The organism is Paraburkholderia heleia NBRC 101817, assembly GCF_000739775.1.
Lineage (GTDB): Bacteria > Pseudomonadota > Gammaproteobacteria > Burkholderiales > Burkholderiaceae > Paraburkholderia > Paraburkholderia heleia.
In genome coordinates, this window is sequence record NZ_BBJH01000056.1 from 28,743 (window position 1) to 54,102 (window position 25,360).

Genomic DNA, 25,360 nt, shown 5'->3' on the forward strand with positions numbered 1-25,360 from the left:
ACTGCGCCCTTGCGTCGTGCCACGCGGTGGTGTGCGCAACCCGGCACAACATGCCGTCTCTTCGCCTGTCAGGCGGCCACCGTTTCCGAGGCCGCGTGCGAGCCGGCATGACCGCCGACGAGACAACGCTTGTTGTGCACGTGATATTCGAATTCGTCCCAGTAATGCTTGAGCATGCCGCGCACCGGCATGGCCGCCGCGTCGCCGAGCGCGCAGATCGTGCGGCCCATGATGTTGCCCGCCACCGAGTTCAGCAGGTCCAGGTCTTCCTGGCGGCCCTCGCCGTGCTCGATGCGGTTCACGACGCGATACAGCCAGCCCGTGCCTTCGCGGCACGGCGTGCACTGGCCGCACGACTCTTCGTAATAGAAGTACGACAGGCGCAGAAGCGAGCGCACCATGCAGCGCGTTTCGTCCATGACGATGACCGCGCCGGAGCCGAGCATCGAACCCTGCTTGGCGATGGAGTCATAGTCCATGTCCGTCTGCATCATCAGGTCGCCCGGAATGACCGGCGCCGACGAACCGCCCGGAATCACGGCCTTGAGCTTCTTGCCGCCGCGCACGCCGCCGGCCAGTTCCATGAGCCTGGCGAACGGGGTGCCGAGCGGGATCTCGTAGTTGCCCGGACGCTCGACGTCGCCCGACACCGAGAAGATCTTCGTGCCGCCGTTGTTCGGCTTGCCGAGTTCCATGTACGTCTGCGGACCGACGCTCAGCAGGAACGGCACCGCGGCGAAAGTCTCGGTGTTGTTGATCGTCGTAGGCTTGCCGTACACCCCGAAACTCGCCGGGAAAGGCGGCTTGAAGCGCGGCTGGCCCTTCTTGCCTTCGAGCGACTCGAGCAGCGCGGTTTCCTCGCCGCAGATGTACGCGCCATAGCCGTGGTGCGCGTGCAGCTGGAACGAGAAGTCCGTGCCGAGAATGTTGTCGCCGAGATAGCCCGCCTGGCGCGCTTCTTCCAGCGCGGCCTCGAAGCGGCGGTACACCTCGAAAATCTCGCCGTGGATGTAGTTGTAGCCCACGGTGATGCCCATCGCGTACGCGCCGATGGCCATGCCTTCGATCACGCTATGCGGATTCCAGCGCAGGATGTCGCGGTCCTTGAACGTGCCCGGTTCGCCCTCGTCCGAGTTGCAGACGAGATACTTCTGCCCCGGGAACTGACGCGGCATGAAGCTCCACTTCAGGCCGGTCGGGAAGCCCGCGCCGCCGCGGCCGCGCAGACCGCTCGCCTTCACGTCGGCGATCACCTGCTCGGGCGGAATCTTTTCTTCGAGAATACGGCGCAGCTGCTTGTAGCCGCCGCGCGCCACGTAGTCTTCGAGATGCCAGTTCTCGCCGTTGAGGCCCGCGAGAATCAGCGGCTTGATGTGACGGTCGTGCAACGAAGTCATTTCGAAAGCTCCTCGAGCAGCTGGTCGATCTTCTCGCGGCTCATGAAGCTGCACATGCGGTGATTGTTCACGAGCATCACCGGCGCATCGCCGCACGCGCCCATGCACTCACCTTCCTTCAAGGTGAACTTGCCGTCGGGCGTGGTTTCGCCGAAGTCGATTCCGAGCTTCTGCTTCAGGTATTCGGCGGCGCTTTCCGAGCCGCCGTCCGGGCCGAGCTGGCACGGCAGATTCGTGCAGAGCGTGATCTTGTGCTTGCCGACCGGCTTCGTCTCGAACATCGTGTAGAACGTGGCGACTTCCTGCACCGCGACGGGCGGCATGCCGATGTAGTCGGCCACGAACTGCATGATTTCGGGAGACAGCCAGCCATGCTCTTCCTGAGCAACGGCCAAGGCCGCCATCACGGCGGACTGTCGCTGATCGGCGGGGTACTTCGTCAACGCGCGATCGATTTCTTTCAGGCCTTCAGCTGAGATCATTTTCAGACACGACTCTTTCAATTCCTACCGAACGAAAACCTGCCGCGCGTTCTCCTGCATTCGCTGCGACAGACGTGGCGTTCCATGCTGCGTGCGCCCGGGACCGGGCGCACCTTGCTGCGCGCCGCCCTAGCGGTCGATTTCACCGAACACGATGTCCTGCGTGCCGATGATCGTGACCGCGTCGGCAATCATGTGGCCGCGCGCCATTTCATCGAGCGCGGACAGGTGGGCATAACCCGGCGCACGGATCTTCAGACGATAAGGCTTGTTCGCGCCATCTGACACCAGGTAGATGCCGAATTCACCCTTCGGATGTTCGACGGCAGCGTACGCCTCGCCTTCGGGCACGTGGAAGCCTTCCGTGAAGAGCTTGAAGTGGTGAATCAGCTCTTCCATGTTCGACTTCATGTTCACGCGCGAGGGCGGCGCAACCTTGTGATTGTCGATCATCACGGGGCCGGGATTCTTGCGCAGCCACTCAATGCACTGTTTCGCGATGCGAGTGGACTGGCGCATTTCTTCGACGCGCACCAGATAGCGGTCGTAGCAGTCGCCGTTCACGCCCACCGGAATGTCGAAGTCCATCTGGTCGTAGACTTCGTACGGCTGCTTCTTGCGCAGGTCCCACTCGATGCCCGACCCGCGCAGCATCGCGCCCGTCAGGCCAAGCTGCATGGCGCGCTCGGGGCTCACCACGCCGATGCCGACGAGACGCTGCTTCCAGATGCGGTTGTCGGTGAGGAGCGTTTCGTACTCGTCGACGCAACCGGGGAAGCGCGTAAAGAAGTCGTCGATGAAGTCCAGTACCGAACCCTGGCGCGCCTCGTTCATGCGCGCGAGCGCCTTCTCGTTGTGAATCTTCGACGCCTTGTATTGCGGCATTGCGTCGGGCAGATCGCGGTACACGCCGCCCGGGCGGTAGTAAGCCGCGTGCATGCGCGCACCCGAGACCGCCTCGTAGACGTCCATCAGGTCTTCGCGCTCGCGGAATGCGTAGAGGAACACCGCCATCGCGCCGACGTCGAGCGCGTGCGAGCCGATCCACATGAGGTGGTTCAGCACGCGCGTGATTTCGTCGAACAGCACGCGGATGTACTTCGCGCGCACCGGCACGTCGATGCCGAGCAGCTTCTCGATGGCGAGCACATAGCCGTGCTCGTTGACCATCATCGACACATAGTCGAGACGGTCCATGTACGGCACCGACTGGATGAACGTCTTGCTTTCAGCGAGCTTTTCCGTCGCGCGATGCAGCAGGCCGATGTGCGGATCGGCGCGCTGGATCACTTCGCCGTCGAGCTCGAGCACGAGGCGCAGCACACCGTGCGCTGCCGGGTGCTGCGGGCCGAAGTTGAGCGTGTAGTTCTTGATCTCTGACATGCGACCCTCTTAGTGTTTCTTCAGACCGCCGTAGCGATCCTCGCGGATCACGCGCGGCGTGATCTCGCGCGGCTCGATCGTGACGGGCTGGTAGACCACGCGCTTCTGCTCCGGGTCGTAACGCATTTCGACATAGCCCGAAACCGGGAAGTCCTTGCGGAACGGGTGGCCGATGAAACCGTAGTCGGTCAGGATGCGGCGCAGGTCGGGGTGGCCTTCGAAGACGATGCCGTACAGGTCGAACGCCTCGCGCTCGTACCAGTTGGCCGAATTCCAGATCTCGACGAGCGAGGGCACGATCGGCACTTCGTCGTCCGGCGCGAACACGCGCAGACGCACGCGCCAGTTGTTCGCGAGCGAGAGCAGATGCGACACCGCGGCGAAGCGCGGGCCTTCCCAGGCGCCGTCACCGAAGGTCTGGTAGTCCACGCCGCACAGGTCGATCAGTTGCTCGAAGCGCAGCGAGGGATTGTCGCGCAGCTCCTTGGCCACCGCGAGGGACTCACCCGCCTTGACGACCAGCGTCAGTTCGCCGAGCGCCTCGGTGAGGCTGACGATACGCGCGCCAAGGGCCGCTTCGAGGTTCGCTTTCAGGGTCTCGAGTTTGCTTGCCATATTGTGGGGAGGCACGCGGCCTTTATTGACGGGCGATGGTGCTGGTGCGGCGAATCTTCGCCTGCAACTGGATCACCCCGTAGACCAGGGCTTCCGCTGTCGGCGGGCATCCCGGCACATAAACGTCGACCGGCACGATGCGATCACAACCGCGCACGACCGAATACGAATAGTGGTAGTAGCCGCCGCCGTTGGCGCACGACCCCATCGAAATGACCCAGCGCGGCTCGGCCATCTGGTCATAGACCTTGCGCAGCGCAGGCGCCATCTTGTTGCAGAGCGTGCCGGCGACGATCATGACGTCCGACTGGCGCGGGCTCGGACGGAACACCACGCCGAAACGGTCAAGGTCGTAACGGGCCGCGCCCGCGTGCATCATCTCGACCGCGCAACACGCCAGACCGAACGTCATCGGCCACAACGAGCCGGTGCGCGTCCAGTTGATCAGCTTGTCAGCCGTGGTGGTGACAAACCCTTCCTTCAAGACCCCTTCGATACTCATGTGCTTTCCACTCCAGACGGACAGCCCACAGTTTCCCCGCAGTGCCGCCCATGCAATCCGGCGATTAACCCATTATTCCCAGTCGAGACCACCCTTCTTCCAGATGTAGGCAAAGCCCAGCAGGAATTCGAGCAGAAACAGCATCATCGACAGAAAGCCCGGCCAGCCGATGTCGCGCAGGGCCACACCCCACGGAAACAGGAACGCCGTTTCGAGGTCGAAGATGATGAAAAGGATGGCGACCAGGTAGTAGCGTACGTCGAACTTCATTCGGGCGTCTTCGAACGCTTCGAAGCCGCACTCGTACGGCGAATTCTTTTCGCTGTCTGGCCGGTTGGGACCGAGGACCTTGCCGATTGTCACTAGCGCTATGCCCAGACCAACACCCACGAGGAGGAACAGAAGGACGGGGAAATAGGCAGCGAGGTTCAAGGCTATCCTCTATATCGGTTGGTTCTGAGGTTCCGCTGGAACTTGCATCGCTCCGCGGGAATCACTTCACGTACTTCGCGCTGCGAACAGAAAACGAACACGACGTAAGAAGCAAAAATGCCAGCCGAAGCTGAAGCAAGCGGCTGGCATTTTTTAGATAACATTGGTGCCGACGGCGAGACTCGAACTCGCACAGCTTTCGCCACTACCCCCTCAAGATAGCGTGTCTACCAATTTCACCACGTCGGCACTACATGCAATCCGGGACAACAATTATTGCAACCCGCGAATCGCTTCAAGACTTAAATTCTAACTTGTTTCCGTTCTTTGTTCAACGCACAAAACAAGTTTTTCAAATTTATTTCGGCACGTCGTTGCCCGGTTGCGAGGCTGCTGCAGCCGGCGAAGCCGCCGCCGCGGCGGTTGCGCCAGGAGCCGATGCAACCGGCGCCGAAGCCGCCGGCGCCGAGGCCGAATTCACCTGCGCCGGGGCTGGAATCGAAGCGCCAAGCACGCCCGCCGAAGGCTTCGCATGATACGACCCCAGGTAAGTTAACGCAAGGGTGGAGCAGAAAAACACCGTTGCGAGAACCGCGGTAGTGCGCGAAAGGAAGTTGGCGGAACCGCTCGCGCCGAACAGGCTGCCCGACGCGCCGCTGCCGAATGCGGCGCCCATGTCCGCGCCTTTGCCGTGCTGCAGCAAGACGAGGCCGATCACCCCGAGCGCCGACAGGAGCTGGACGACGATAATCAACGTTTTCAAATACAGCATCACACTCACCTGAGTCCTGGTTGAACGTCCGCCCCTCCCGGAGCGCACGCGTAAGCAGCCCGCACGACGCGCCTTGATCCGAACGCTTCGCGCGCAAGCCTTTAGTTCGCGACGCTGGCGCCCGCCGCAGCGGCCACGCAGATCGCGAGGAAATCACCCTCTTTCAGCGATGCACCGCCGATCAGCCCGCCGTCGATGTCGGCCTGACGGAAGAGCTCCGCCGCATTATCCGGCTTCACACTGCCGCCGTAGAGCAGCGGCACGTCCGCCACTTGCGCGCCCTTGGCCGCGAGGCGCGCGCGCAGGAACGCATGCACCTGCTGGGCCTGCCCGGAGCTCGCGCTTTTGCCCGTGCCGATCGCCCAGACGGGCTCATAAGCGACGACGATACGCGCCGCCTCTTCGACCGACAGCGCGGCCAGCACGGCATCGATCTGGGCGCCAACCACACGCTCGGTCGCGCCCGACTCGCGTTCTTCGAGCGTCTCACCCACGCAAACGATAGGCGTGAGGCCCGCCGCAAGCGCGCGCTGCGCCTTCACGGCGACGAGCCCGGAGCTTTCGCCGTGGTAAGCGCGGCGCTCCGAGTGACCAACGATCGCAAACGTGGCGTCGAAGTCGGCAAGCATGCCTGCCGCGACTTCGCCCGTATAGGCACCCTGTTCGTGCGCCGAGATGTCCTGCGCGCCCCACTGAACCCGGCTGCCGCCGAGCAGCGTCTGCGCCTGCGCGAGATACGGGAACGGCACGCATACGCCGACGTGCACCTCCGGGGGCAGCGCCTGCGCGCCGCGCACAACGCCTTCCAGCAGTGCCGCATTGGCCGCGAGGCGGCCATGCATCTTCCAGTTACCGACTACGAGCTTCGATCGTTGTTTCGTCATTGTTCCGGTTGCTGTTAAAAGCGGACGCAAAACACACAATTTTACTGCGTGAAATCCAGGCGGGTCAAACCGGGCGGCCCGCGACGCACAAAAAATCCCGGAAAATCAAGCATGAGCGGCGCGCTCGCACCGATGCGCCGTCAGACCGCGCCGCTCCAGTCGAGCACGATCTTGCCGATATGCTCGCTGCTTTCCATCAAGGCGTGGGCCTCGGCGGCCTGCGCGGCGGGAAACACGCGGAACAGGACGGGTTTGATGCGTCCCTCTTCGATGAGGGGCCAGACCTTCGCCTTGAGTTCCTGGGCGATCTGGGCCTTGAACTCCACGGAGCGCGCGCGCAGCGTCGAACCGGTCACCGTAAGCCGGCGGCGCAGGATCTCGCCCATGTTGAGTTCGGCCTTGGAGCCGCCGAGCGTCGCGATGAGCACGATGCGGCCACCGGTCGCGAGCGCGGAAAGCTCGCGCGCCACGTAGCCGCCGGCCACCATGTCGAGAATCACGTCCACGCCGCGGTCGTTCGTGAGCGCCTTCACGACTTCCACGAAATCGCTCGTGCGGTAGTTGATGGCGCGCTCGGCGCCAAGCGCTTCGCACGCGCGGCACTTGTCGTCCGAGCCCGCGGTCGCGAACACGCGAAAGCCAAGGGCATGCGCGATCTGGATCGCCGTCACGCCGATGCCGCTCGAGCCGCCTTGGACAAGCAGTGTCTCGTTTTCGCCGCCCTCGCCCTGGCCGAGGTACGCGCGCTGGAAGACGTTGCTCCAGACCGTGAAGAACGTTTCGGGCAGCGAGGCCGCCTCGACATCGGTAAGCCCTTTCGGCACCGGCAGGCATTGCCCGAGCGGCGCGACCGCGTATTCGGCATAACCGCCGCCCGCAATCAGCGCGCACACGCGATCGCCGATCTTCAGCCCGAACGGATTATTCTTCTCGTCGATCGCGCCGCCGACGATCTCGCCCGCCACCTCGAGCCCCGGCAGGTCGGAAATGCCCGGCGGCGGCGCGTACGAGCCCTTGCGCTGGAACACGTCGGGACGGTTCACGCCCGAGGCGCTCACCTTGATCAGCACTTCGCCGGCCTTCGGCTCGGGCGTTGGCCGTTCAGCCAGCTTGAGCACTTCCGGCGCACCGAATTCCGTAATCTCGACTGCCTTCATCTCGCCTCTCCTCGGCGCTTCGCGCCCCATCTGGATGGCGCTGCGCACGCGACACGATTGACGCATGCGCACTGCCATTCACCCTCATTGTCATGAAAAACGGCCGGCGCGTTTTGCACGCTGCCGGCCGTTGGAGCTTACCGCTTTACTGCTGCGGCTCGCCCTGCGGTGCGCCGCCAGTGGCCTGCTCGTTGAGCAGCGCCTTGGCGGACAGGCGCACGCGGCCCTTCTCGTCCGTCTGGATGACCTTGACCTTCACGACCTGGCCTTCCTTCAGATAGTCGTTGATGTCCTTGATGCGCTCGTTGGCGATCTCGGAGATGTGCAGCAGACCATCCTTGCCCGGCAGCAGGTTCACGATCGCGCCGAAGTCCAGCAGCTTGAGGACCGCGCCTTCGTACACCTGGCCCACTTCGATTTCGGCCGTGATGTTCTCGATGCGCTTCTTCGCTTCGGCCATGCCTTCGCTCGACGTCGACGCGATCGTCACGACACCGTCGTCGGAGATGTCGATCGTCGTGCCGGTTTCTTCCGTCAGCGCGCGGATCACCGAACCGCCCTTGCCGATCACGTCGCGGATCTTTTCCGGATTGATCTTGATGGTGATCATGCGCGGAGCGTACGCCGACAGCTCGGTGTTCACGCCCGACACGGCCGAGGTCATCTTGCCGAGGATATGCATGCGGCCTTCCTTCGCCTGCGCGAGCGCGACCTGCATGATTTCCTTCGTGATGCCCTGGATCTTGATGTCCATCTGCAGCGCCGTCACGCCGGCTTCCGTACCCGCCACCTTGAAGTCCATGTCGCCGAGGTGATCTTCGTCGCCGAGGATGTCGGTCAGCACGGCGAACTTGTTGCCTTCGAGGATCAGGCCCATCGCGATACCGGCGACGTGCGCCTTCATCGGCACGCCGGCATCCATCAGCGCGAGGCAGCCGCCGCAGACCGAAGCCATCGACGACGAACCGTTCGACTCGGTGATTTCCGAGACCACGCGGATCGAGTAGCCGAACTCTTCGGCGCTCGGCAGGCACGCGACGAGCGCGCGCTTGGCAAGACGGCCGTGGCCGATTTCACGGCGCTTGGGCGAGCCGACGCGGCCCGTTTCGCCGGTCGCGAACGGGGGCATGTTGTAGTGGAGCATGAAGCGGTCGCGGTACTCGCCTTCGAGCGCGTCGATGATCTGCTCGTCGCCCTTGGTGCCGAGCGTCGCGACGACCAGCGCCTGGGTTTCGCCGCGCGTGAAGAGCGCCGAACCGTGGGTGCGCGGCAGCACGCCCGTGCGGATCTCGATCGGGCGCACCGTGCGTGTGTCGCGGCCGTCGATACGCGGCTCGCCGTTCAGGATCTGCGAGCGGACGATCTTCGCTTCGAGGTCGAACACGATGTTGCCGACCGTGGCCTTGTCGGCCGCCGTCGTGCCGGCCGCGGCCGCTTCTTCTTCGAGCCTGGCCGACGTCGCTGCGTAGACTTCCTTCAGCTTGGCCGAACGCTGCTGCTTGTCGCGCAGCTGGTATGCGGCGAGCAAGCTGTCGTTGGCGATAGCCGTGACGCGCGCGATGAGCGCTTCGTCCTTCGGCGCCGGCTGCCAGTCCCACTCGGGCTTGCCGCCGTCACGCACCAGTTCGTGGATCGCGTCGATGGCCGTTTGCATCTGCTCGTGACCGAACACGACCGCGCCGAGCATCACGTCTTCCGGCAGCTGGTCGGCTTCCGATTCCACCATCAGCACGGCGCGCTCGGTGCCGGCCACGACGAGGTCGAGGCGCGAATCCTTGATCTGCGCGCGCGTCGGGTTGAGCACGTACTCGTTGTTGATGTAGGCCACGCGGGCGGCGCCCACCGGGCCGTTGAACGGCAGACCCGAGATCGCGAGCGCGGCCGACGCGCCGATCAGCGCGGGGATGTCAGCCGGAATTTCCGGGTTGATCGACAGGACGTGGATCACGACCTGGACTTCGTTGTAGAAGCCTTCCGGGAAGAGCGGACGCAGGGGGCGGTCGATCAGGCGCGAGATCAGCGTCTCGCCTTCCGACGGACGGCCTTCGCGGCGGAAGAAGCCGCCCGGGATCTTGCCGGCCGAATAGGTCTTTTCGATGTAGTCGACGGTGAGCGGGAAGAAGTCCTGACCCGGCTTGGCGGTCTTCGCGCCGACGACGGTCGCGAGCACGACGGTGTCTTCGACGTCGACGATGACAGCACCGCTGGCCTGACGGGCGATCTCACCCGTTTCGAGGCGCACGTTGTGCTGGCCCCATTTGAATTCCTTCACGACTTTATTGAACATGGTCATGGTCACTCACTCCTTACTCATTTGTTATGCGCCGCCCGCACACGCGGACGACGCGGCAAGACAGGTTCCGGCACCGCGCAGGAAGAGGAGTGTTATGCCATTCCAGCGGATCGCGACGTTGCGACACAGCGGCGCACGATCTGCTGGAATGACACAAAGCTCTGCCCCGAGGCCCGGCCCTGCTGCTTGTACTGCTGGGTGCTACGTGGTGTTGCCTGTGTTTCGAACGGCTTTTTGCCCGTGAAAGACGGGATAAAGCGCACCGTTCAAAAACAAAATGCCTGCATCAGTCGAACTGACACAGGCATCTTTGCGGAAGACCTTCCGATTACTTACGCAGACCCAGCTTCTCGATCAGCGCGCGATAGCGGTCAGCGTCCTTGCCCTTCAGGTAGTCGAGCAGCTTGCGGCGGCGGCTCACCATGCGCAGCAGACCGCGGCGGCTGTGGTGATCCTTCGCGTGCGACTTGAAGTGCGAGGTCAGTTCGTTGATACGCGACGTCAGGAGCGCAACCTGCACTTCGGGCGAACCCGTGTCATTGGTGCCGCGCGCGAATTGCGCGACGACGTCGGACTTCTTGATATCTGCTACGGACATTTTGCTTTTCCTTTAAAACAAACGAGCGGTCACGGAAGAAAGGCCGTGCCGTGGCTTGGTTCCAACTTCTGATTGTCTTGCCGCAGGTTCGCGACAAGCGGCGTATTGTAGCACAGCCCCGGTTTGCCGCGAAACCGCTTGTAAGGGACGCCGTCAAGGCCGCTTCATCTCGCAGACGGTGGCGGGCGCGGTACGCTCCGCAGGGACCGCCAGCACCGTGCGAAAGCCATAGCCGGAACCCTCGTTGTCGCTGCGCACGCCGGGCGTGCCCTGCTTGTCCATCTCCATGACATAAAGGGGCTGGATCACCTGGTGGTCGTCGGCGCGCATCCACATGGGATGGAAGCCACTTTCGTCACCGTCGAACCGCATGCCCTCCAGCGCCTTCGCGACCGCGGCGGGGTCTGCCGTGCCCGCCTTCGTCATGGCCTGCGCGAGCATCTCCACCATCATCGACATGCGCAGCACCGGGTAGTCGTCCCTGGCCGCCGGATAGCGCGCCCGGAAGGCCTTGTACCACGCGTCGGATGCCGCGCCGCCCACGTTCGGGTGCCAGTCGGCCACGGCGATCACCCGCTTCACGCCGGCGTCGCCCAGCGCCGCCGGAGCGCCCAGGCTGTTGCCGTAGAAGGTATAGAACTTCGTGTCGAGGCCCTGCTCGCGCGCGGCCTTCACGAGCAGCGTGAGGTCGTTGCCCCAGTTCCCCGTGATGACGGCGTCAGCGCCCGCGGCGCGAATCCTGGCGACGTAAGGCGCGAAGTCCTTCACGCGGCCGATGGGGTGAAACTCGTCGCCGACGATGGCGATGTCCGGACGGTCCTTCGCGAGCGCCGCGCGCGCGAGCGTGCTCACGTCGTGGCCGAAGCTGTAGTCCTGGTTGAGCAGATACACCTTCTTCACCGACTTGTCCGCGGCGATCACGTCCGCGAGCGCGTCCATGCGCATGCCCGCGTGCGCGTCGAAGCGGAAATGCCAGAAGCTGCAATTCGCGTTGGTGAGCGCGGGGTCGTCGGCGGAATAGTTGAGGAAGATCTCGCGGTTTTCCGGATCGCGCGCGGCCTGGCGATCGACCGCCGACTCGAGCGCCGCCGCCACCGCCGAGCTGTTGCCCTGCAAGACATAGCCGATGTGCCGGTCCTGCGCCATGCGCAGCTGCACAAGTGCCGCCTCGGGGCTGCCCTTGCTGTCGAGCGTGACCAGTTCGAGCGGATGCCGCCCGTCACGCAGCGCGACGCCGCCGCGCGCGTTGACGCGCTCCACGCCGAAGCGCAGGTTGCGCGCGACGGCCGCGCCCGCGTCCGCGAACGGGCCGGACATGCCTTCGATGAGGGCGAGCTGGATCGGCTTGCCGGCCGGCGTCTCATCGGCCTGTGCGCCGGATGCGGCCGCGAGTCCGGCCGCCAGCGCCGCTGCGGCGAACATGGCCGCCGACGCACGCGCCATGCGTGCCGTTATGCACTTCTCTTTCATTTTCGCTGCGAACCGGATTGTCATTCGAAGCGCGGATCATAGGCCGCGAGGCGGGGCGGCGGCAAGGCCGCGATCCTCCGCGTGCCCGGACAGGCCCTCGCCCGCTAGCGCCTCATGCCGTGTCAAAATAAGGGTTCCACAGTCACGGCGGTCATTGAAACCTTGCCATCGGGGGACATCATGTTCACGCGCCTATTCACCTCGCTCGCCATGCCCGTGCGCCTCGTCTCGCGCCGCCTGCGTCCCGGACTCCTCGCGGGCGTGGGCGCGCTCGCCCTCGCCGGCTGTGCGCAGCCGTGGCAGCAATTCCACGCAGGCGACGACGCGCAGGCCGTAATCGCCCGCTTCGGGCCGCCGGCTGAAACCTACGACCTGCCCGACGGCGGCAAGCGCCTGATGTGGCCAACCCAGCCGATGGGCGAAACCACCACCGCCGCCGACATCGACGCGAGCGGCCGCGTCGTGAACGTGCGCCAGGTGCTGCAGCCCAACGAGTTCTATCGCGCGGAAATCGGCAAATGGACGCGCGCCGACGTGCTGGTGAATTTCGGCCGCCCGGTCGAGACCGCCTACTTCCCGCTGATGAAGAAGCAAGCGTGGACCTATCGCTACCTCGAAGACAACGTCTGGTACATGCTCTACAGCTTCTACTTCGACGACCAGGGCATTCTGCGGCTCACGCAAAAGACACCCGATCCGCTGCACGACCCGGATCGCCGCAGCCTGTTCTGATCGCCCCCGTCCCGGCACAGCAAGAACAAAACCCCCGCGCTCTCGCGAGCCCGGGGGTTTTTGATTGCCTGGCGACGCGAGCGAGGCCACACGCCTCGCTGCCGCTTACACCGCTTCGGAGCGCTGCGGATTGACCTTGTCGCCCGAGTAGAGCTTGTTGAGCGCCGAGATATACGCCTTCGCCGAAGCGGCAACGATATCCGGATCGGTACCCACGCCATTGACGATGCGGCCGGCCTTCGAGAGACGCACCGTCACTTCGCCCTGCGCCTGGGTGCCCGTCGTGATCGCGTTCACCGAGTACAGCAGCAGCTCCGAGCCGCTGCCCACTTCGGTTTCGATGGCGTTGAGCGTGGCGTCCACCGGGCCGTTGCCCGCGGCTTCGCCGGTCACTTCCTTGCCGTCGGCCGAGAACACGACGCGCGCGTGCGGACGCTCACCCGTCTCCGAGTGCTGCGCGAGCGAGATGAATTTGAAATGCTCGTGATCCTGCGCCTGCGCCGATTCTTCCGTGACGATGGCGATGATGTCTTCGTCGAAGATTTCGGCCTTGCGGTCGGCCAGCTCCTTGAAGCGCGCGAACGCGTTGTTCAGTTCGGCTTCGCTGTCGAGCTGGATTCCCAGTTCCTGCAGGCGCTGCTTGAATGCGTTGCGGCCCGAGAGCTTGCCGAGCACGATCTTGTTCGCGCTCCAGCCCACGTCTTCCGCGCGCATGATCTCGTAGGTGTCGCGCGCCTTGAGCACGCCGTCCTGGTGGATGCCCGAAGCGTGCGCAAAGGCGTTGGCGCCGACCACGGCCTTGTTCGGCTGCACCACGAAACCGGTGATCTGCGAAACGAGCTTCGAAGCCGGCACGATCTGCGTGGTGTCGATGCCGAGCTCGAGGCCGAAGTAGTCCTTGCGGGTCTTCACGGCCATCACGATCTCTTCGAGCGAGGTGTTGCCCGCGCGCTCGCCGAGACCGTTGATCGTGCACTCCACCTGGCGCGCGCCGCCGATCTGCACGCCGGCCAGCGAGTTCGCCACGGCCATGCCGAGGTCGTTGTGGCAGTGCACCGAGAACACGGCCTTGTCCGAGTTCGGAATGCGCTCGCGCAGCGTCTTCACGAGGTTGCCGTACAGCTCGGGAATGCCGTAGCCGACCGTATCGGCGATATTGATCGTGGTCGCGCCTTCCTTGATCACGGCTTCGAGCACGCGGCACAGGAAGTCCATGTCCGAGCGGCTGCCGTCTTCGGGCGAGAACTCCACGTCGTTCGTGAACTTGCGCGCGAAGCGCACCGCCAGCTTCGCCTGCTCGAGCACCTGCTCGGGCGACATGCGCAGCTTCTTCTCCATGTGCAGCGCCGAGGTGGCGATGAACGTGTGGATGCGGAAGTGGTCGGCGGGCTTGAGCGCGTCGGCGGCGCGCTGGATGTCCTTGTCGTTGGCGCGGGCGAGCGAGCAGAGCGTGCTGTCCTTGATCATGCCGGCGATCGTGTGGATCGCGTCGAAGTCGCCGTTCGAGCTGGCAGCGAAGCCCGCTTCGATCACGTCGACCTTCATGCGCTCGAGCTGCTTCGCGATACGGATTTTCTCTTCCTTCGTCATCGACGCACCGGGCGACTGCTCGCCGTCACGCAACGTCGTATCGAAGATGATGAGCTTGTCTGCTGCCATTTCGGGTCTCCAGGGGGACTTGTTCAGTGTCTGAAACGGATTTCGGGTGTTCGCGCCACCGATGGCGACGCTGACAATGAACGAGGCTTACGGAGGGCGAGCGAGATCAGCGCGGCAGGCGCGCTAGCGCTAGCGTGCCTGGTAGCGCGCCGGCTTGAAGGGAGAAGAGGGGAAACTGGATGGTGTCCATGCCGCCGACTATAGCCGGAATCCGCCGATAGCGCAATTGGAGACGGCCTGTACAGGCAGACCTGCGTGGGCGAGCGCAAAAAGAAAAAAGGCCGCGCCCGCGCGCAGCCCTCTTCGTGGCACTCCCCCACCCGCGCCCTACCGCTCGCGCGGCGACGAACGCGCCGGATTCGAGCGTCCGCGCACGGCCTGGTATGCCCAGAACACATAGCCCGAAAGGCCATAGAGCACGAACAGGCCGAACAGCATCAGCGGCGGATCGGACGACACCAGCACGAACGCCACCACCACGAGCAGCGTGGCCGCGAACGGCACGCGATGGCGCACGTCGAGCGCCTTGCCGCTGTAGAACGGCGCGTTGGACACCATCGTCACGCCCGCGTAGATCGTCAGCACGAAGGCCACCCAGGGCAGCCACGAAAGCTTCACGGGCACGCGGTTGTCGGTGGCGAGCCAGACGAAGCCGGCAATGAGCGCGGCCGCCGCCGGGCTCGGCAGGCCCTGGAAAAAGCGCTTGTCCACCACGCCGATGTTCGTGTTGAAGCGCGCGAGACGCAGCGCCGCGCCCGAACAGTAGACGAAAGCCGCGAGCCAGCCCCAGCGCCCGAGGTCCTTGAGCACCCACTCGTACATCACGAGCGCGGGCGCCACGCCGAACGACACCATGTCCGAGAGGCTGTCGAACTGCTCGCCGAACGCGCTTTGCGAGTGCGTCATGCGCGCCACGCGCCCGTCCATGCCGTCGAGCACCATCGCCACGAAAATGGCGATGGCCGCCACCTCGAAGCGCACGTTCATGGCCTGCACGACCGCGAAGAAGCCGCAGAAGAGCGCCGCCGTGGTGAACGCGTTCGGCAGCAGGTAGATGCCGCGCTTCTTCAGGAATTCCTGGCGCGCCGCGCGCCGGTTCGCGGCGACGCCCATCGGCTCCTGCACGGCCTTGTTGCGCCGGAACGGCCGCGGCAGCGGCGCGCCAGCAGGGTTACGGGGTCGACGCTGTTTGAATCCGGCCATCGCAGCCCTCCTTTATGCCGATTGGGTCGGCAGTTCGGCGAGGATCGTCGACGAGGCGGACACCTTCTCGCCGATCGACACGCGCGGGCGGCTGCCCACGGGCAGGTAGACGTCGACGCGCGAGCCGAAGCGGATGAAGCCGTAGCGCTGGCCGCGCGAAAGCGGCTCGCCGGCGCGCACGTAGCAGAGAATGCGGCGCGCGATGAGGCCCGCGATCTGCACCGAGGTGACGGTCGTGCCGTCGGCCATCGTCAGGACCACGGCATTGCGCTCGTTCTCGGTCGAAGCCTTGTCGATGGCGGCGTTCAGGTACGCGCCCGGGAAGTACTCGACCTTGGCGACGGCGCCGTCCACGGGCGAGCGTTGCGAGTGCACGTTGAAGACGTTCATGAACACGCTGATCTTGAGCGCTTCACGGTTGGCATACGGGTCGTGCGCGGTTTCCACGGCGACGATGCGGCCGTCCGCCGGGCACAGCACGGCGTTGGCCTGGCTCGGGATCGGGCGCGGCGGATCGCGGAAAAACTGCACGACGAAGATCAGGATCAGCCAGAAGGGCCATGCGAGTCCGAAGCCTGCGACCGCATGGATCAAGAGCGCCACGACGGCCGCAATGGCGATGAACGGCCAGCCTTCGCGCGCGATGATCGGATGGGGGTAATTCATGATGGCTTCGCTGTTATTCTAAAAAACCGTAGGATAGCAAAAGCCGCCCAGGGTTCATCCCACCTGGGCGGCTTTTTCGGGTCCGACTCAGCATCAAGCTGACGCGCGCCTGCACAAAGACACGCGCACCATCCGCCTGAGACCGCCAGATTAGTTCTTCGACTGGTCGACCAGCTTGTTCGCGGCGATCCACGGCATCATCGCGCGCAGCTTCGCACCGACCACTTCGATCTGGTGCTCGGCGCCGAGGCGGCGGCGCGATTGCAGCGTCGGTGCGCCGGCCTTGTTTTCCAGGATGAAGCTCTTGGCATATTCGCCGGTCTGGATGTCCTTCAGGACTTCCTTCATGACCTTCTTCGTCTCGGCCGTGATGACGCGCGGGCCCGTCACGTACTCGCCGTACTCGGCGTTGTTCGAGATCGAGTAGTTCATGTTGGCGATGCCGCCTTCATAGATCAGGTCGACGATCAGCTTCAGTTCGTGCAGGCACTCGAAGTAAGCCATTTCCGGCGCGTAGCCCGCTTCGACCAGCGTTTCGAAGCCGGCCTTGATCAGGTCGACCGTACCGCCGCACAGCACGGCTTGTTCGCCGAACAGGTCGGTTTCGGTTTCTTCGCGGAAGTTCGTTTCGATGATGCCGGCACGGCCGCCGCCGTTCGCGGCTGCGTACGAGAGGGCGATGTCACGCGCTGCGCCCGACTTGTCCTGGTGGACAGCGATCAGGTGGGGCACGCCGCCGCCTTGCGAGTACGTGCCGCGAACCGTGTGGCCCGGCGCCTTCGGGGCGATCATGATGACGTCCAGATCCGCGCGCGGGATCACCTGGCCGTAGTGCACGTTGAAGCCATGGGCGAACGCGAGCGCGGCGCCGTTCTTGATGTTCGCGTGGACTTCCTTCGCGTAGACATCGGCGATCTGCTCGTCGGGCAGGAGCATCATGACGACGTCGGCGTTCTTCACCGCTTCGGCCACTTCCTTGACCTGCAGGCCGGCGTTCTCAGCCTTGCTCCACGATGCGCCGTTCTTGCGCAGACCGACCGTGACGTTCACGCCGCTGTCCTTCAGATTCAGCGCGTGCGCGTGGCCTTGCGAGCCGTAACCGATGATCGTGACCTGCTTGCCCTTGATGAGGGAGAGATCGGCGTCCTTGTCGTAGAAAACTTTCATGTTGGTTCCTTGGCGAGAGTCTGGTGAATTTCGGTACTGCTATTCGCTTTTGCTGCACCGGATGCGTTCTCTAAGGATACGCATCCGGCCAGGTTCCGGTGCAAGATCGACTGTGGTCGGGTCACACCTTCAGAATGCGCTCTCCGCGCCCAATGCCCGAGCCACCCGTACGGACGGTTTCGAGAATCGCGGCCGCATCGATCGCTTCGATGAACGCGTCGAGCTTGTCGCTCGCGCCCGTCAGTTCGATCGTGTAGGTCTTTTCGGTGACGTCGATGATGCGGCCGCGGAAAATATCCGCCATCCGCTTCATCTCCTCACGTTCCTTGCCGACCGCCCTTACCTTGATCAGCATCAGCTCGCGCTCGATATGGGCGCCCTCGGTAAGGTCGACCACTTTCACCACCTCGATCAGGCGGTTCAGATGCTTCGTGATCTGTTCGATCACGTCGTCCGAGCCAATGGAAACGATGGTCATGCGCGACAGCGAACGGTCTTCGGTCGGCGCCACCGTCAAGGTTTCAATGTTGTAGCCGCGTGCGGAGAAGAGGCCGACCACGCGCGAAAGCGCGCCCGGCTCGTTTTCCAGCAGAACGGAAATAATGTGTCTCATGATGTGATCCGCGATTTGTCCAGCGACGTTTGTCAGATGCCGGTGGCTGCCGCCCTTCCCCGCGAACCCGCGCGTCCTTTTTGTGGACGCGCGCCGCGCGAGGTCGAAGCGGCGCCGTGCCAATACCGTTACAGGTCTTCCGAGCCGAGCAGCATCTCGGTGATGCCCTTGCCGGCCTGTACCATCGGCCAGACGTTTTCGGAAGGGTCGGTCTGGAAATCGAGGAACACCGTGCGGTCCTTCAGACGCAGCGCTTCCTTGAGCGCCGGCTCGACGTCCGCGGTCTTTTCGATCCGCATGCCGACGTGGCCGTACGCTTCGGCGAGCTTCACGAAGTCGGGCAGCGCATCCATATAGGAATGCGAATAGCGCTTGCTGTATTCGATCTGCTGCCACTGGCGGACCATGCCGAGGTAGCGGTTATTGAGCGAGATGATCTTCACGGGCGTGTCGTACTGCTTGCAGGTCGACAGCTCCTGAATGCACATCTGGATCGAGCCTTCGCCCGTGATGCACAGCACGTCGTCGTCGGGGTGCGCCATCTTCACGCCCATCGCCGCCGGCAGGCCGAAGCCCATGGTGCCGAGGCCTCCGGAGTTGATCCAGCGGCGCGGCTGGTTGAAGCGGTAGAACTGCGCGGCCCACATCTGGTGCTGGCCCACGTCCGAGCACACGAACGCATTGCCGCCCGTGAGCTCCCACGCCTTCTCCACCACGTACTGCGGCTTGATGATCTCGCTCGAGCGGTCGAACTTCAGGCAGTTCTTCTCGCGCCAGCCTTCGATGTCCTTCCACCAGTCGGCGAGCGCGGCCGTATCCGGGCCGTGTTCGGCATGCTGAAGCTGCTCGATGAGCTCCTTGAGCACTTCCTTCACGTCGCCGACGATGGGGATATCGACCTTCACGCGCTTCGAAATCGACGACGGGTCGATGTCGATGTGAATGATCTTGCGCGGGCGCGAGGCGAAGTGCGCGGGGTCGCCGATCACACGGTCGTCGAAGCGCGCGCCGATCGCGATCAGCACGTCGCAGTGCTGCATCGCCATGTTGGCTTCGTAGGTGCCGTGCATGCCGAGCATGCCGAGGAACTTGCGGTCGCTCGCGCGGTAGCCGCCCAGACCCATCAGCGTGTTCGTGACCGGGTAGCCGAGCAGGTCCGCAAACTGGTTCAGTTCGCGCGACGCATCCGCGAGGATGATGCCGCCGCCGGTATAGATATACGGACGCTTCGCCGAGAGGAGCAGCGACACCGCCTTGCGGATCTGCCCCGAGTGGCCCTTGGTGACCGGGTTGTACGAACGCAGCGCGACGTTCCTGATCGGTTCATACGCGCACGGCGTCTTCGACACGTCCTTCGGAATGTCGATCAGCACAGGGCCGGGACGGCCGGTGCGCGCAATGTAGAAAGCTTTTTTGACGGTGGCGGCGAGATCGCGCACGTCCTTCACGAGGAAGTTGTGTTTCACGCAGGGACGCGTGATGCCGACCGTATCGCACTCCTGGAAGGCGTCCTGACCAATCGCGGCGGTAGGCACCTGGCCGCTGATGATCACCATCGGGATCGAATCCATATAGGCCGTCGCGATGCCCGTCACCGCATTGGTGACGCCAGGTCCCGAGGTCACGAGGCACACGCCGACGTTGCCGGTCGAACGCGCATAGGCGTCCGCCGCATGCACGGCGGCCTGTTCGTGACGCACGAGAACGTGCTGGATCTTGTCCTGCTTGTACAGCTCGTCGTAGATGTAAAGCACCGAGCCGCCGGGATAGCCCCAGATGAATTCGACCTGTTCGTCGGCGAGCGCCTTCATCAGCACAGTTCCGCCAATGGACGTAGCAGCTTGAGGGTCAGATTCTTGCGAGGGGGGAACCGACGTGGAGAATTCCGCGCTGGGCATGTTCATCATTCACCTTTCGAATTTTCGGCAAAAAATTGATCGGGTGCTCTCTGCCGGGCTTGTGGCTCGGGTTCAAGCGGCGCGTCCAGTTGACAGATGAGCTTCATGGGCCGCATCTGAATTGAGACAGGTCACTTATGTTGCGAACCGTCGAAGATAGCGGCTCGATGCCTTTCGGTCAAGCAAATATTGAGAAAGCGGGCACGGGCGTTGCGCCAGCGCGCACGCCTCGCGGCACCGGCCACGGGCCGGCAGGACAGCCACCAGGGTCGGCGCATTCATGATGCGAAGCATTCTCACGGCCTTCCCGCTACCCTGCCGGCGCAAAAATTTGCTAGCATCCGCGAGTTTTACGACATTTTTCGAACGATTACGCGTACGCTGGCGGCGGCGCCCTGCAACGGATGGCATCAGACAAGGAACTCGCCGACTTTCTGGCGGGCGTCGAAAGACGCGCGTTCAAGCAGACGGTCTACGCCGTAAGGGACGACGACGCCTCGCTCGACATCGTGCAGGACGCGATGATCAAGCTCGCGGAAAAATACGGAGACCGCCCGGCCGCAGAACTTCCCCTGCTCTTCCAGCGTATTTTGCAAAATACGATGCACGACTATTTTCGTCGGCAGAAAGTACGCAATACGTGGGTGAGCCTGTTTTCGTCACTCGGCAACGCCGAAGACGAGGATTTCGACCCCCTCGAGACCTTCGAGGCCGAGCAGGGCACGGCCGGCGCCGAGAGCAGCGAGCAGCAGATCGAGCGAGCCCAGGTGCTCCAGATGATCGACGACGAGATCCAGAAATTACCGGCACGTCAACGGGAGGCGTTTCTGATGCGTTACTGGGAGGATATGGATGTCGCCGAGACTGCCGCCGCAATGGGCTGCTCCGAAGGCAGCGTGAAAACGCACTGCTCGCGGGCCACCCACACGCTGGCTCAAGCGCTCAAGGCCAAAGGAATCACCCTATGAGCTCCGCCCTCGAAAATAAAGAACTAGCGTTCGTGCGGGAAATGCGTCGTGCGCTCGACGAGAGCGCCGCCAACCTTCCCACTGCCACCACCGCCCGACTCGCCGCCGCACGCAAGACCGCACTCGCCCACAAAAAGGCCGAAGTCGTGCTCGTGCGCGCCCCGGCGCTCGCCGCAGCCGGTGTCGGCAGTCTGTCCGGCGTGCCCACGCACCCGCCCGCGCGGCGCCGTTCGGCGCTCGCGCGCTTCGCGCTCGCCTGGCCGCTCGCGGCCCTCGTGGCGGGCCTCTTTGCCATCGCGTATTTCGAAGATCAGCAACGCACCGCTGAACTCGCCGATATCGACGCGGCCATGCTGAGCGACGACCTGCCGCTCACGGCCTATCTCGATCACGGGTTCAACGCGTATCTGACGCGCGCGCACTAAGGAAAATCTGAGCAGGAGACTGACGGGGTGAGTTACAAGCGCGGCTTGGCCGTTGTCATTGGATCTGTGGTCGCGGCAGTCGTGTCGTATGTGGCGACCTACCCGCGCTTTCATCCCGAGCCCACCGGCGAAAACACCGCCGGCGCGCCCGCCCAGGCGAAAGCGCCGGCAGTCGATAATCCGGTCACGACCCCGTTCGCGCCGCTGCCCGGTCGGTCCAACCCGCTCGCCTGGGCGCATTTGAGCGACGCGCAGCACGCCGCGCTCGCGCCGTTCGCCGGCGAATGGGATCGCTTCAGCGACGAGCGCAAGCGAAAATGGCTGAAGATCGCCGCACGTTACCCCAAAATGTCGCCCGAAGCACAAAAGCGCCTGCATGAACGCATGGCGGAATGGGTCGGTATGACGCCGGAGCAACGGCGTGTCGCACGCGAAAACTACCAGGTTTCCAAGGATTTGCCGGCACAGGCGCGCCAGCGCGCCTGGAAGGCTTACCAGCAGCTCCCCGAAGAGCAGAAAGAACGCCTTGCCGCAAGCGAGCACAAGCGCCGGCCCACCGTCGTGAGCGCCCCGCCGAGCGGCAACAAGAGCGAGATTCGCGATATCCAGCGCCTCGTCAACGAGCGCGATCGCCACGGCCTGCCGCACGCGCCCGCGGGCGTCACCGGAGCGTCGGGCGCGGCCGGCGCGAGCAGCACGGGCTCGGGTCTCGCGCCCGCAGCGCCCGGCGCTCCGGGCGAGCCGGCGGTGGCTTCGTCGTTTGCGGCGGGCATTCCCGCCGCCGGCAGCTTCGTGCCGGCCACGCCCATCCCCGTCTCGCCCGCCGAAGCACCTGCGGCGTTCAAGGGCTCCTGAAGCCTCCGCGAGGCACGCGCGGCATTCTCATCGCGGCGCCGCCGCACCCGCGTGAGCCCCGCCGCGGCGTTGCGGTTATTTCGCCGCGCGCGTATTCGAGGTTATGCTTTGGACGTCTCGTCCCCGAACTGACGCCATCGTGTCCGAAAGCGCCCAAGCCTTGCCGTCCGCCGCCTGCTTCCCGGTTGAACCCGCGCCCGTTTCGATTCGCCGCCGCCTCGCGGCGTTCGTCTACGAGAGCGTGCTGCTTTTCGGCGTCGTCTTCGCCGCGGGGCTCGCGTTCAGCCTCGTCCTGCAGCAGCGCAATGGCTACACGCATCACAACGCGATGGCGGCCTGGATCATCTTCGTGGCAGGCGCGTACTTCGTCGGCTTCTGGCACAAGGGCGGGCAAACGCTGCCGCTGAAGACCTGGCGCCTGCGTGTCGTCGGGCCGGACGGCGAGCCGCCCACGCTCGCGCGAGCGACACTGCGCTACCTCGCCGCGTGGCTCTGGTTCCTGCCGCCGCTCGTGCTGCATCCACTGCTCGATCTTTCGATTCCGCACACGCTTGCGCTCGTTGCCTTCTGGTTCGTGATCTGGGCCGCCAGCGCCCGCTTCGCCCACGGCAGGCAGTTCCTTCACGACCGCATTGCGGGCACGCGCATTGTCGCAATCGCACGACAGAGCACGACGGCCTAGCAGCCGCACTGCATCCGCCGCCGCACCGGAAAGCCGTTTGCGCGGCACAACCTGGGACTGCGTAACGAGACCTTCTCGTGACTGTCATGTTGCCGTCACGCCGGCATGGCGCAATGCGCGTATTACAACCTGCCGCGCGCGCCATGGCCCAAAAGACGTCAGCGACCACCCTGTTCCGGCAGACCACCGGACGAGGCACCGACTCCGCCACGTTCCACCCGTCCCCCGGCGAGGCCGCCTTTCCCGTCCCGCCCCTGCCGCCCTCGCCGATCGACGACGCCCCCACCCGCGGCTCCCACGACGACGATCACCCCGACCCCATCCGCTACCGCACGATCTGGCTCTCCGATATCCATCTCGGCACGGGCGGCTGCCAGGCCTCGTATCTGCTCGATTTTCTGCGCCACAACGAGTCGGAGTATCTGTATCTCGTGGGCGACATCATCGACGGCTGGCAGCTGAAGAAGGGCTGGTACTGGCCGCAGGCGCACAACGACGTCGTGCAAAAAGTGATGCGCAAGGCGCGCAAGGGCACCCAGGTCGTCTACATTCCGGGCAACCACGACGAGAGCGCGCGACAGTTCTGCAATCTCGCGTTCGGTGACATCCACGTGCGCGAGGAAGCCTTTCACACGACGCTCACCGGCAAACGCCTGTGGGTCGTGCACGGCGACCTGTTCGACGGCGTGATCCAGCACGCCAGGTGGCTCGCCTATCTCGGCGATTCGGCCTACACACTGATCCTCCTGCTCAACCGGTGGTTCAACCGCGTGCGCGCGAAGCTCGGCTTCCAGTACTGGTCGCTCTCGCAGTACCTCAAGCATCAGGTCAAGAATGCGGTGAACTTCATCTCCTCGTTCGAGCGCGTGATGACTGACGAAGCGCGCCGCCGCGGCTGCGACGGCGTGGTCTGCGGCCACATCCACAAGGCCGAGATCCGCGACATCGACGGCATCCTGTACTGCAACGACGGCGACTGGGTGGAGAGCCTTTCCGCGCTCGTCGAGACCTTCGAGGGCGAGTTGCGCATCGTCTACTGGACCGTGAAGCGCGCGCCGCAAACGCAGGTCTCGACGCGCAAAGCGCGTGTGAGCGCCGCCTGAGTGCCAACCCATACCGCCACGCAGCAGCCATAACCGCCGCAATAACCGCACTACGGAACGACAAGAGGGCCGACGACCGATGAAAGTAATGATCGTGACCGATGCATGGGAGCCGCAGGTGAACGGCGTGGTTCGAACGCTGAAGAACACGACGCGCGAACTCATCGCGCTCGGGCATCAGGTCGAACTGCTCACGCCGCTGGAGTTCCGCACGATACCGTGCCCCACGTACCCGGAAATCAAGCTCTCGCTGTTTCCGAAGCGCCATCTGCAGGAACGCATCCGCGCGTTCGGGCCCGATGCGATCCACATCGCAACCGAAGGTCCGCTCGGACTCGCCGCGCGCCGCTATGCGATCGACCACGACCTGCCGTTCACGACCGCTTATCACACGCGCTTTCCCGAGTACGTGCAGGCGCGCTTCGGCATTCCGCTGTCGGCGACGTACCGCTTCCTGCGCTGGTTCCACAAGCCTTCGCTCGCGGTGATGGCGCCCACGCCCGTCGTCAAGACCGACCTCGAGAAGTTCGGCTTCACGAACGTCGTGCTGTGGACGCGCGGCGTAGACCTCGACATCTTCCGGCCGATGCAATCCAAGGCACTCAACACGGCGCGTCCCATCTTCCTGTATGTGGGCCGCGTGGCCGTGGAGAAGAACGTCGAGGCCTTTCTCAAGCTCGATCTGCCCGGCTCGAAATGGGTCTGCGGCGAAGGCCCGGCACTCGCCGAGTTGAAGTCGCGCTATCCCCTGGCGAATTACCTGGGTGTCCTGAGCCAACCCGAGCTCGCGAAGGTCTACGCCGCCGCCGACGTATTCGTGTTCCCGAGCCGCACCGACACCTTCGGTCTCGTGCTGCTCGAAGCGCTCGCATGCGGCACGCCGGTGGCCGCCTACCCGGTGACGGGCCCGATCGACGTGCTGGGCACGGGCGGCGCGGGCTCGATGAACGAAGACCTGCGCGAGGCGTGCCTCGAAGCGTTGAAGATCGACCGTGCCGAGGCGCGCGCCTGGGCCGAGCGTTTCTCGTGGCGCGCTGCCTCCGAGCAATTCGCGGCGCATCTGAAGCCGCGCTCGCGCGCGACGATGGAGCCTTCCAGCGCCGCCGCCTGAGTGCGAGGCCGGCCATGGCGCGCGCTTCGATTATCCGCGAGCGCGCCGGGAACACGGACGGCCCCGGCGCAACCGCCTCGCACGCGTGCGATACTGGGGCACTACCTGGCACCACCATGACGCCACGTCCACCGTTACCGCCGCATAGCGCCCAGGGCGCACGCAGTCCCACTGCGCCAGCCGGCCAGCGTGCCGGCGGCTCCACGCGCGCCGCACGCGCCGCCGAAGCGCTCGATCCGCGCGCGCCCGCTTCCGCCGCAGCCGCAGCTGGCGTTGCGCCGCCGGCCGCACCC

At 64.5% G+C, this 25,360-nt stretch carries 25 protein-coding genes and 1 tRNA gene; 7 read left to right on the forward strand and 19 right to left on the reverse strand.

All coding sequences use genetic code 11. The features are described 5' to 3' along the window. Positions 1-68: 68 nt before the first annotated feature. The 13 genes from nuoF to BHE01S_RS32865 form a co-directional block, all read right to left on the reverse strand. Positions 69-1,397, reverse strand: a complete 1,329-nt coding sequence (nuoF, locus tag BHE01S_RS32805; RefSeq protein ID WP_042271750.1) for an NADH-quinone oxidoreductase subunit NuoF — start codon at positions 1,395-1,397, stop codon at positions 69-71. Then, complete coding sequence (nuoE, locus tag BHE01S_RS32810; RefSeq protein WP_042271753.1) at positions 1,394-1,879, reverse strand: NADH-quinone oxidoreductase subunit NuoE; 486 nt, start codon at positions 1,877-1,879, stop codon at positions 1,394-1,396. Before nuoE ends, nuoF begins: the two co-directional genes overlap by 4 nt. A gap of 129 nt (positions 1,880-2,008) precedes the next feature. Next, a complete protein-coding gene (locus tag BHE01S_RS32815) occupies positions 2,009-3,262 on the reverse strand; it encodes an NADH-quinone oxidoreductase subunit D (protein ID WP_042271756.1) in 1,254 nt (417 codons plus the stop codon). Positions 3,263-3,271: 9 nt separating this feature from the next. Further along, entirely contained in the window at positions 3,272-3,877 is a 606-nt protein-coding gene (locus BHE01S_RS32820; RefSeq protein WP_042271759.1) for an NADH-quinone oxidoreductase subunit C, read from the reverse strand. A gap of 22 nt (positions 3,878-3,899) precedes the next feature. Beyond that, positions 3,900-4,379 (reverse strand): NuoB/complex I 20 kDa subunit family protein, encoded by a 480-nt coding sequence (locus BHE01S_RS32825; RefSeq protein WP_027819582.1) that lies wholly within the window; start codon positions 4,377-4,379, stop codon positions 3,900-3,902. 72 nt (positions 4,380-4,451) lie between these two features. Then, complete coding sequence (locus BHE01S_RS32830) at positions 4,452-4,811, reverse strand: NADH-quinone oxidoreductase subunit A (RefSeq protein WP_028205678.1); 360 nt, start codon at positions 4,809-4,811, stop codon at positions 4,452-4,454. A gap of 164 nt (positions 4,812-4,975) precedes the next feature. Further along, positions 4,976-5,060, reverse strand: a tRNA-Leu gene (locus BHE01S_RS32835). Positions 5,061-5,169: 109 nt separating this feature from the next. Next, positions 5,170-5,583 (reverse strand): preprotein translocase subunit SecG, encoded by a 414-nt coding sequence (gene secG / locus BHE01S_RS32840; protein WP_042271762.1) that lies wholly within the window; start codon positions 5,581-5,583, stop codon positions 5,170-5,172. Between the two features lie 101 nt (positions 5,584-5,684). Continuing rightward, on the reverse strand, positions 5,685-6,467 hold the full coding sequence (tpiA, locus tag BHE01S_RS32845; RefSeq protein ID WP_042271764.1) for a triose-phosphate isomerase: 783 nt from the start codon (positions 6,465-6,467) through the stop codon (positions 5,685-5,687). Between the two features lie 140 nt (positions 6,468-6,607). Further along, the gene (locus BHE01S_RS32850; protein WP_042271805.1) at positions 6,608-7,624 is read right to left on the reverse strand and encodes an NAD(P)H-quinone oxidoreductase; all 1,017 of its coding nucleotides are present in this window, start codon (positions 7,622-7,624) and stop codon (positions 6,608-6,610) included. A gap of 145 nt (positions 7,625-7,769) precedes the next feature. Beyond that, positions 7,770-9,917: a polyribonucleotide nucleotidyltransferase gene (gene pnp / locus BHE01S_RS32855; RefSeq protein ID WP_042271767.1), complete on the reverse strand. Its 2,148-nt coding sequence runs from the start codon at positions 9,915-9,917 to the stop codon at positions 7,770-7,772. 328 nt (positions 9,918-10,245) lie between these two features. Further along, entirely contained in the window at positions 10,246-10,515 is a 270-nt protein-coding gene (gene rpsO, locus BHE01S_RS32860) for a 30S ribosomal protein S15 (RefSeq protein ID WP_042271770.1), read from the reverse strand. A 153-nt stretch (positions 10,516-10,668) separates the two neighbouring features. Beyond that, positions 10,669-11,958, reverse strand: coding sequence for a branched-chain amino acid ABC transporter substrate-binding protein (locus BHE01S_RS32865; protein WP_042271808.1), 1,290 nt, complete (start codon positions 11,956-11,958; stop codon positions 10,669-10,671). Between the two features lie 237 nt (positions 11,959-12,195). Here BHE01S_RS32865 and BHE01S_RS32870 point away from each other — a divergent pair, with 237 nt between their 5' ends. Beyond that, positions 12,196-12,717: a hypothetical protein gene (locus BHE01S_RS32870; RefSeq protein ID WP_042271811.1), complete on the forward strand. Its 522-nt coding sequence runs from the start codon at positions 12,196-12,198 to the stop codon at positions 12,715-12,717. 105 nt (positions 12,718-12,822) lie between these two features. Here the strand turns inward: BHE01S_RS32870 and BHE01S_RS32875 are convergent, their stop codons facing one another. From BHE01S_RS32875 to BHE01S_RS32900, 6 genes are all read right to left on the reverse strand, one after another. Then, positions 12,823-14,376 carry a 2-isopropylmalate synthase gene (locus tag BHE01S_RS32875; RefSeq protein ID WP_042271772.1) on the reverse strand — a complete coding sequence of 518 codons (1,554 nt, stop codon included), beginning with the start codon at positions 14,374-14,376 and terminating at the stop codon, positions 12,823-12,825. Between the two features lie 327 nt (positions 14,377-14,703). Then, complete coding sequence (gene pssA, locus BHE01S_RS32880) at positions 14,704-15,579, reverse strand: CDP-diacylglycerol--serine O-phosphatidyltransferase (RefSeq protein WP_042271776.1); 876 nt, start codon at positions 15,577-15,579, stop codon at positions 14,704-14,706. A 12-nt stretch (positions 15,580-15,591) separates the two neighbouring features. After that, on the reverse strand, positions 15,592-16,245 hold the full coding sequence (locus BHE01S_RS32885; protein WP_028205688.1) for a phosphatidylserine decarboxylase: 654 nt from the start codon (positions 16,243-16,245) through the stop codon (positions 15,592-15,594). Between the two features lie 150 nt (positions 16,246-16,395). Next, a complete protein-coding gene (ilvC, locus tag BHE01S_RS32890; RefSeq protein WP_028205689.1) occupies positions 16,396-17,412 on the reverse strand; it encodes a ketol-acid reductoisomerase in 1,017 nt (338 codons plus the stop codon). Between the two features lie 121 nt (positions 17,413-17,533). After that, the gene (gene ilvN, locus BHE01S_RS32895; RefSeq protein WP_028226244.1) at positions 17,534-18,025 is read right to left on the reverse strand and encodes an acetolactate synthase small subunit; all 492 of its coding nucleotides are present in this window, start codon (positions 18,023-18,025) and stop codon (positions 17,534-17,536) included. 128 nt (positions 18,026-18,153) lie between these two features. Beyond that, positions 18,154-19,929, reverse strand: coding sequence for an acetolactate synthase 3 catalytic subunit (locus BHE01S_RS32900; protein WP_042271815.1), 1,776 nt, complete (start codon positions 19,927-19,929; stop codon positions 18,154-18,156). 398 nt (positions 19,930-20,327) lie between these two features. On the opposite strand from BHE01S_RS32900, the gene BHE01S_RS32905 reads away from it, so the two are divergent. The 6 genes from BHE01S_RS32905 to BHE01S_RS32930 all read left to right on the forward strand — a co-directional run bounded on the left by BHE01S_RS32905 (position 20,328) and on the right by BHE01S_RS32930 (position 25,067). After that, positions 20,328-20,891, forward strand: a complete 564-nt coding sequence (locus BHE01S_RS32905; RefSeq protein ID WP_042271779.1) for an RNA polymerase sigma factor — start codon at positions 20,328-20,330, stop codon at positions 20,889-20,891. Then, complete coding sequence (locus BHE01S_RS32910) at positions 20,888-21,316, forward strand: DUF3619 family protein (protein ID WP_042271782.1); 429 nt, start codon at positions 20,888-20,890, stop codon at positions 21,314-21,316. Before BHE01S_RS32905 ends, BHE01S_RS32910 begins: the two co-directional genes overlap by 4 nt. A 27-nt stretch (positions 21,317-21,343) precedes the next feature. After that, positions 21,344-22,171 (forward strand): DUF3106 domain-containing protein, encoded by an 828-nt coding sequence (locus BHE01S_RS32915; RefSeq protein WP_042271785.1) that lies wholly within the window; start codon positions 21,344-21,346, stop codon positions 22,169-22,171. 103 nt (positions 22,172-22,274) lie between these two features. Next, the gene (locus BHE01S_RS32920) at positions 22,275-22,853 is read left to right on the forward strand and encodes an RDD family protein (protein WP_084069515.1); all 579 of its coding nucleotides are present in this window, start codon (positions 22,275-22,277) and stop codon (positions 22,851-22,853) included. A 143-nt stretch (positions 22,854-22,996) separates the two neighbouring features. Beyond that, entirely contained in the window at positions 22,997-23,956 is a 960-nt protein-coding gene (locus tag BHE01S_RS32925) for a UDP-2,3-diacylglucosamine diphosphatase (protein ID WP_042271791.1), read from the forward strand. A gap of 79 nt (positions 23,957-24,035) precedes the next feature. Beyond that, positions 24,036-25,067 carry a glycosyltransferase family 4 protein gene (locus tag BHE01S_RS32930; RefSeq protein ID WP_042271794.1) on the forward strand — a complete coding sequence of 344 codons (1,032 nt, stop codon included), beginning with the start codon at positions 24,036-24,038 and terminating at the stop codon, positions 25,065-25,067. Positions 25,068-25,360 lie beyond the last annotated feature (293 nt).

Bases quoted from the DNA above. Each gene is read 5' to 3' on its own strand.
- nuoF (WP_042271750.1), bottom strand. From the start codon at position 1,397: ATGACTTCGTTGCACGACCGTCACATCAAGCCGCTGATTCTCGCGGGC.
- nuoE (WP_042271753.1), bottom strand. From the start codon at position 1,879: ATGATCTCAGCTGAAGGCCTGAAAGAAATCGATCGCGCGTTGACGAAG.
- BHE01S_RS32815 (WP_042271756.1), bottom strand. From the start codon at position 3,262: ATGTCAGAGATCAAGAACTACACGCTCAACTTCGGCCCGCAGCACCCG.
- BHE01S_RS32820 (WP_042271759.1), bottom strand. From the start codon at position 3,877: ATGGCAAGCAAACTCGAGACCCTGAAAGCGAACCTCGAAGCGGCCCTT.
- BHE01S_RS32825 (WP_027819582.1), bottom strand. From the start codon at position 4,379: ATGAGTATCGAAGGGGTCTTGAAGGAAGGGTTTGTCACCACCACGGCT.
- secG (WP_042271762.1), bottom strand. From the start codon at position 5,583: ATGCTGTATTTGAAAACGTTGATTATCGTCGTCCAGCTCCTGTCGGCG.
- tpiA (WP_042271764.1), bottom strand. From the start codon at position 6,467: ATGACGAAACAACGATCGAAGCTCGTAGTCGGTAACTGGAAGATGCAT.
- BHE01S_RS32850 (WP_042271805.1), bottom strand. From the start codon at position 7,624: ATGAAGGCAGTCGAGATTACGGAATTCGGTGCGCCGGAAGTGCTCAAG.
- pnp (WP_042271767.1), bottom strand. From the start codon at position 9,917: ATGACCATGTTCAATAAAGTCGTGAAGGAATTCAAATGGGGCCAGCAC.
- rpsO (WP_042271770.1), bottom strand. From the start codon at position 10,515: ATGTCCGTAGCAGATATCAAGAAGTCCGACGTCGTCGCGCAATTCGCG.
- BHE01S_RS32865 (WP_042271808.1), bottom strand. From the start codon at position 11,958: ATGGCGCGTGCGTCGGCGGCCATGTTCGCCGCAGCGGCGCTGGCGGCC.
- BHE01S_RS32870 (WP_042271811.1), top strand. From the start codon at position 12,196: ATGCCCGTGCGCCTCGTCTCGCGCCGCCTGCGTCCCGGACTCCTCGCG.
- BHE01S_RS32875 (WP_042271772.1), bottom strand. From the start codon at position 14,376: ATGGCAGCAGACAAGCTCATCATCTTCGATACGACGTTGCGTGACGGC.
- pssA (WP_042271776.1), bottom strand. From the start codon at position 15,579: ATGGCCGGATTCAAACAGCGTCGACCCCGTAACCCTGCTGGCGCGCCG.
- BHE01S_RS32885 (WP_028205688.1), bottom strand. From the start codon at position 16,245: ATGAATTACCCCCATCCGATCATCGCGCGCGAAGGCTGGCCGTTCATC.
- ilvC (WP_028205689.1), bottom strand. From the start codon at position 17,412: ATGAAAGTTTTCTACGACAAGGACGCCGATCTCTCCCTCATCAAGGGC.
- ilvN (WP_028226244.1), bottom strand. From the start codon at position 18,025: ATGAGACACATTATTTCCGTTCTGCTGGAAAACGAGCCGGGCGCGCTT.
- BHE01S_RS32900 (WP_042271815.1), bottom strand. From the start codon at position 19,929: ATGAACATGCCCAGCGCGGAATTCTCCACGTCGGTTCCCCCCTCGCAA.
- BHE01S_RS32905 (WP_042271779.1), top strand. From the start codon at position 20,328: ATGGCATCAGACAAGGAACTCGCCGACTTTCTGGCGGGCGTCGAAAGA.
- BHE01S_RS32910 (WP_042271782.1), top strand. From the start codon at position 20,888: ATGAGCTCCGCCCTCGAAAATAAAGAACTAGCGTTCGTGCGGGAAATG.
- BHE01S_RS32920 (WP_084069515.1), top strand. From the start codon at position 22,275: ATGCTTTGGACGTCTCGTCCCCGAACTGACGCCATCGTGTCCGAAAGC.
- BHE01S_RS32925 (WP_042271791.1), top strand. From the start codon at position 22,997: ATGGCCCAAAAGACGTCAGCGACCACCCTGTTCCGGCAGACCACCGGA.
- BHE01S_RS32930 (WP_042271794.1), top strand. From the start codon at position 24,036: ATGAAAGTAATGATCGTGACCGATGCATGGGAGCCGCAGGTGAACGGC.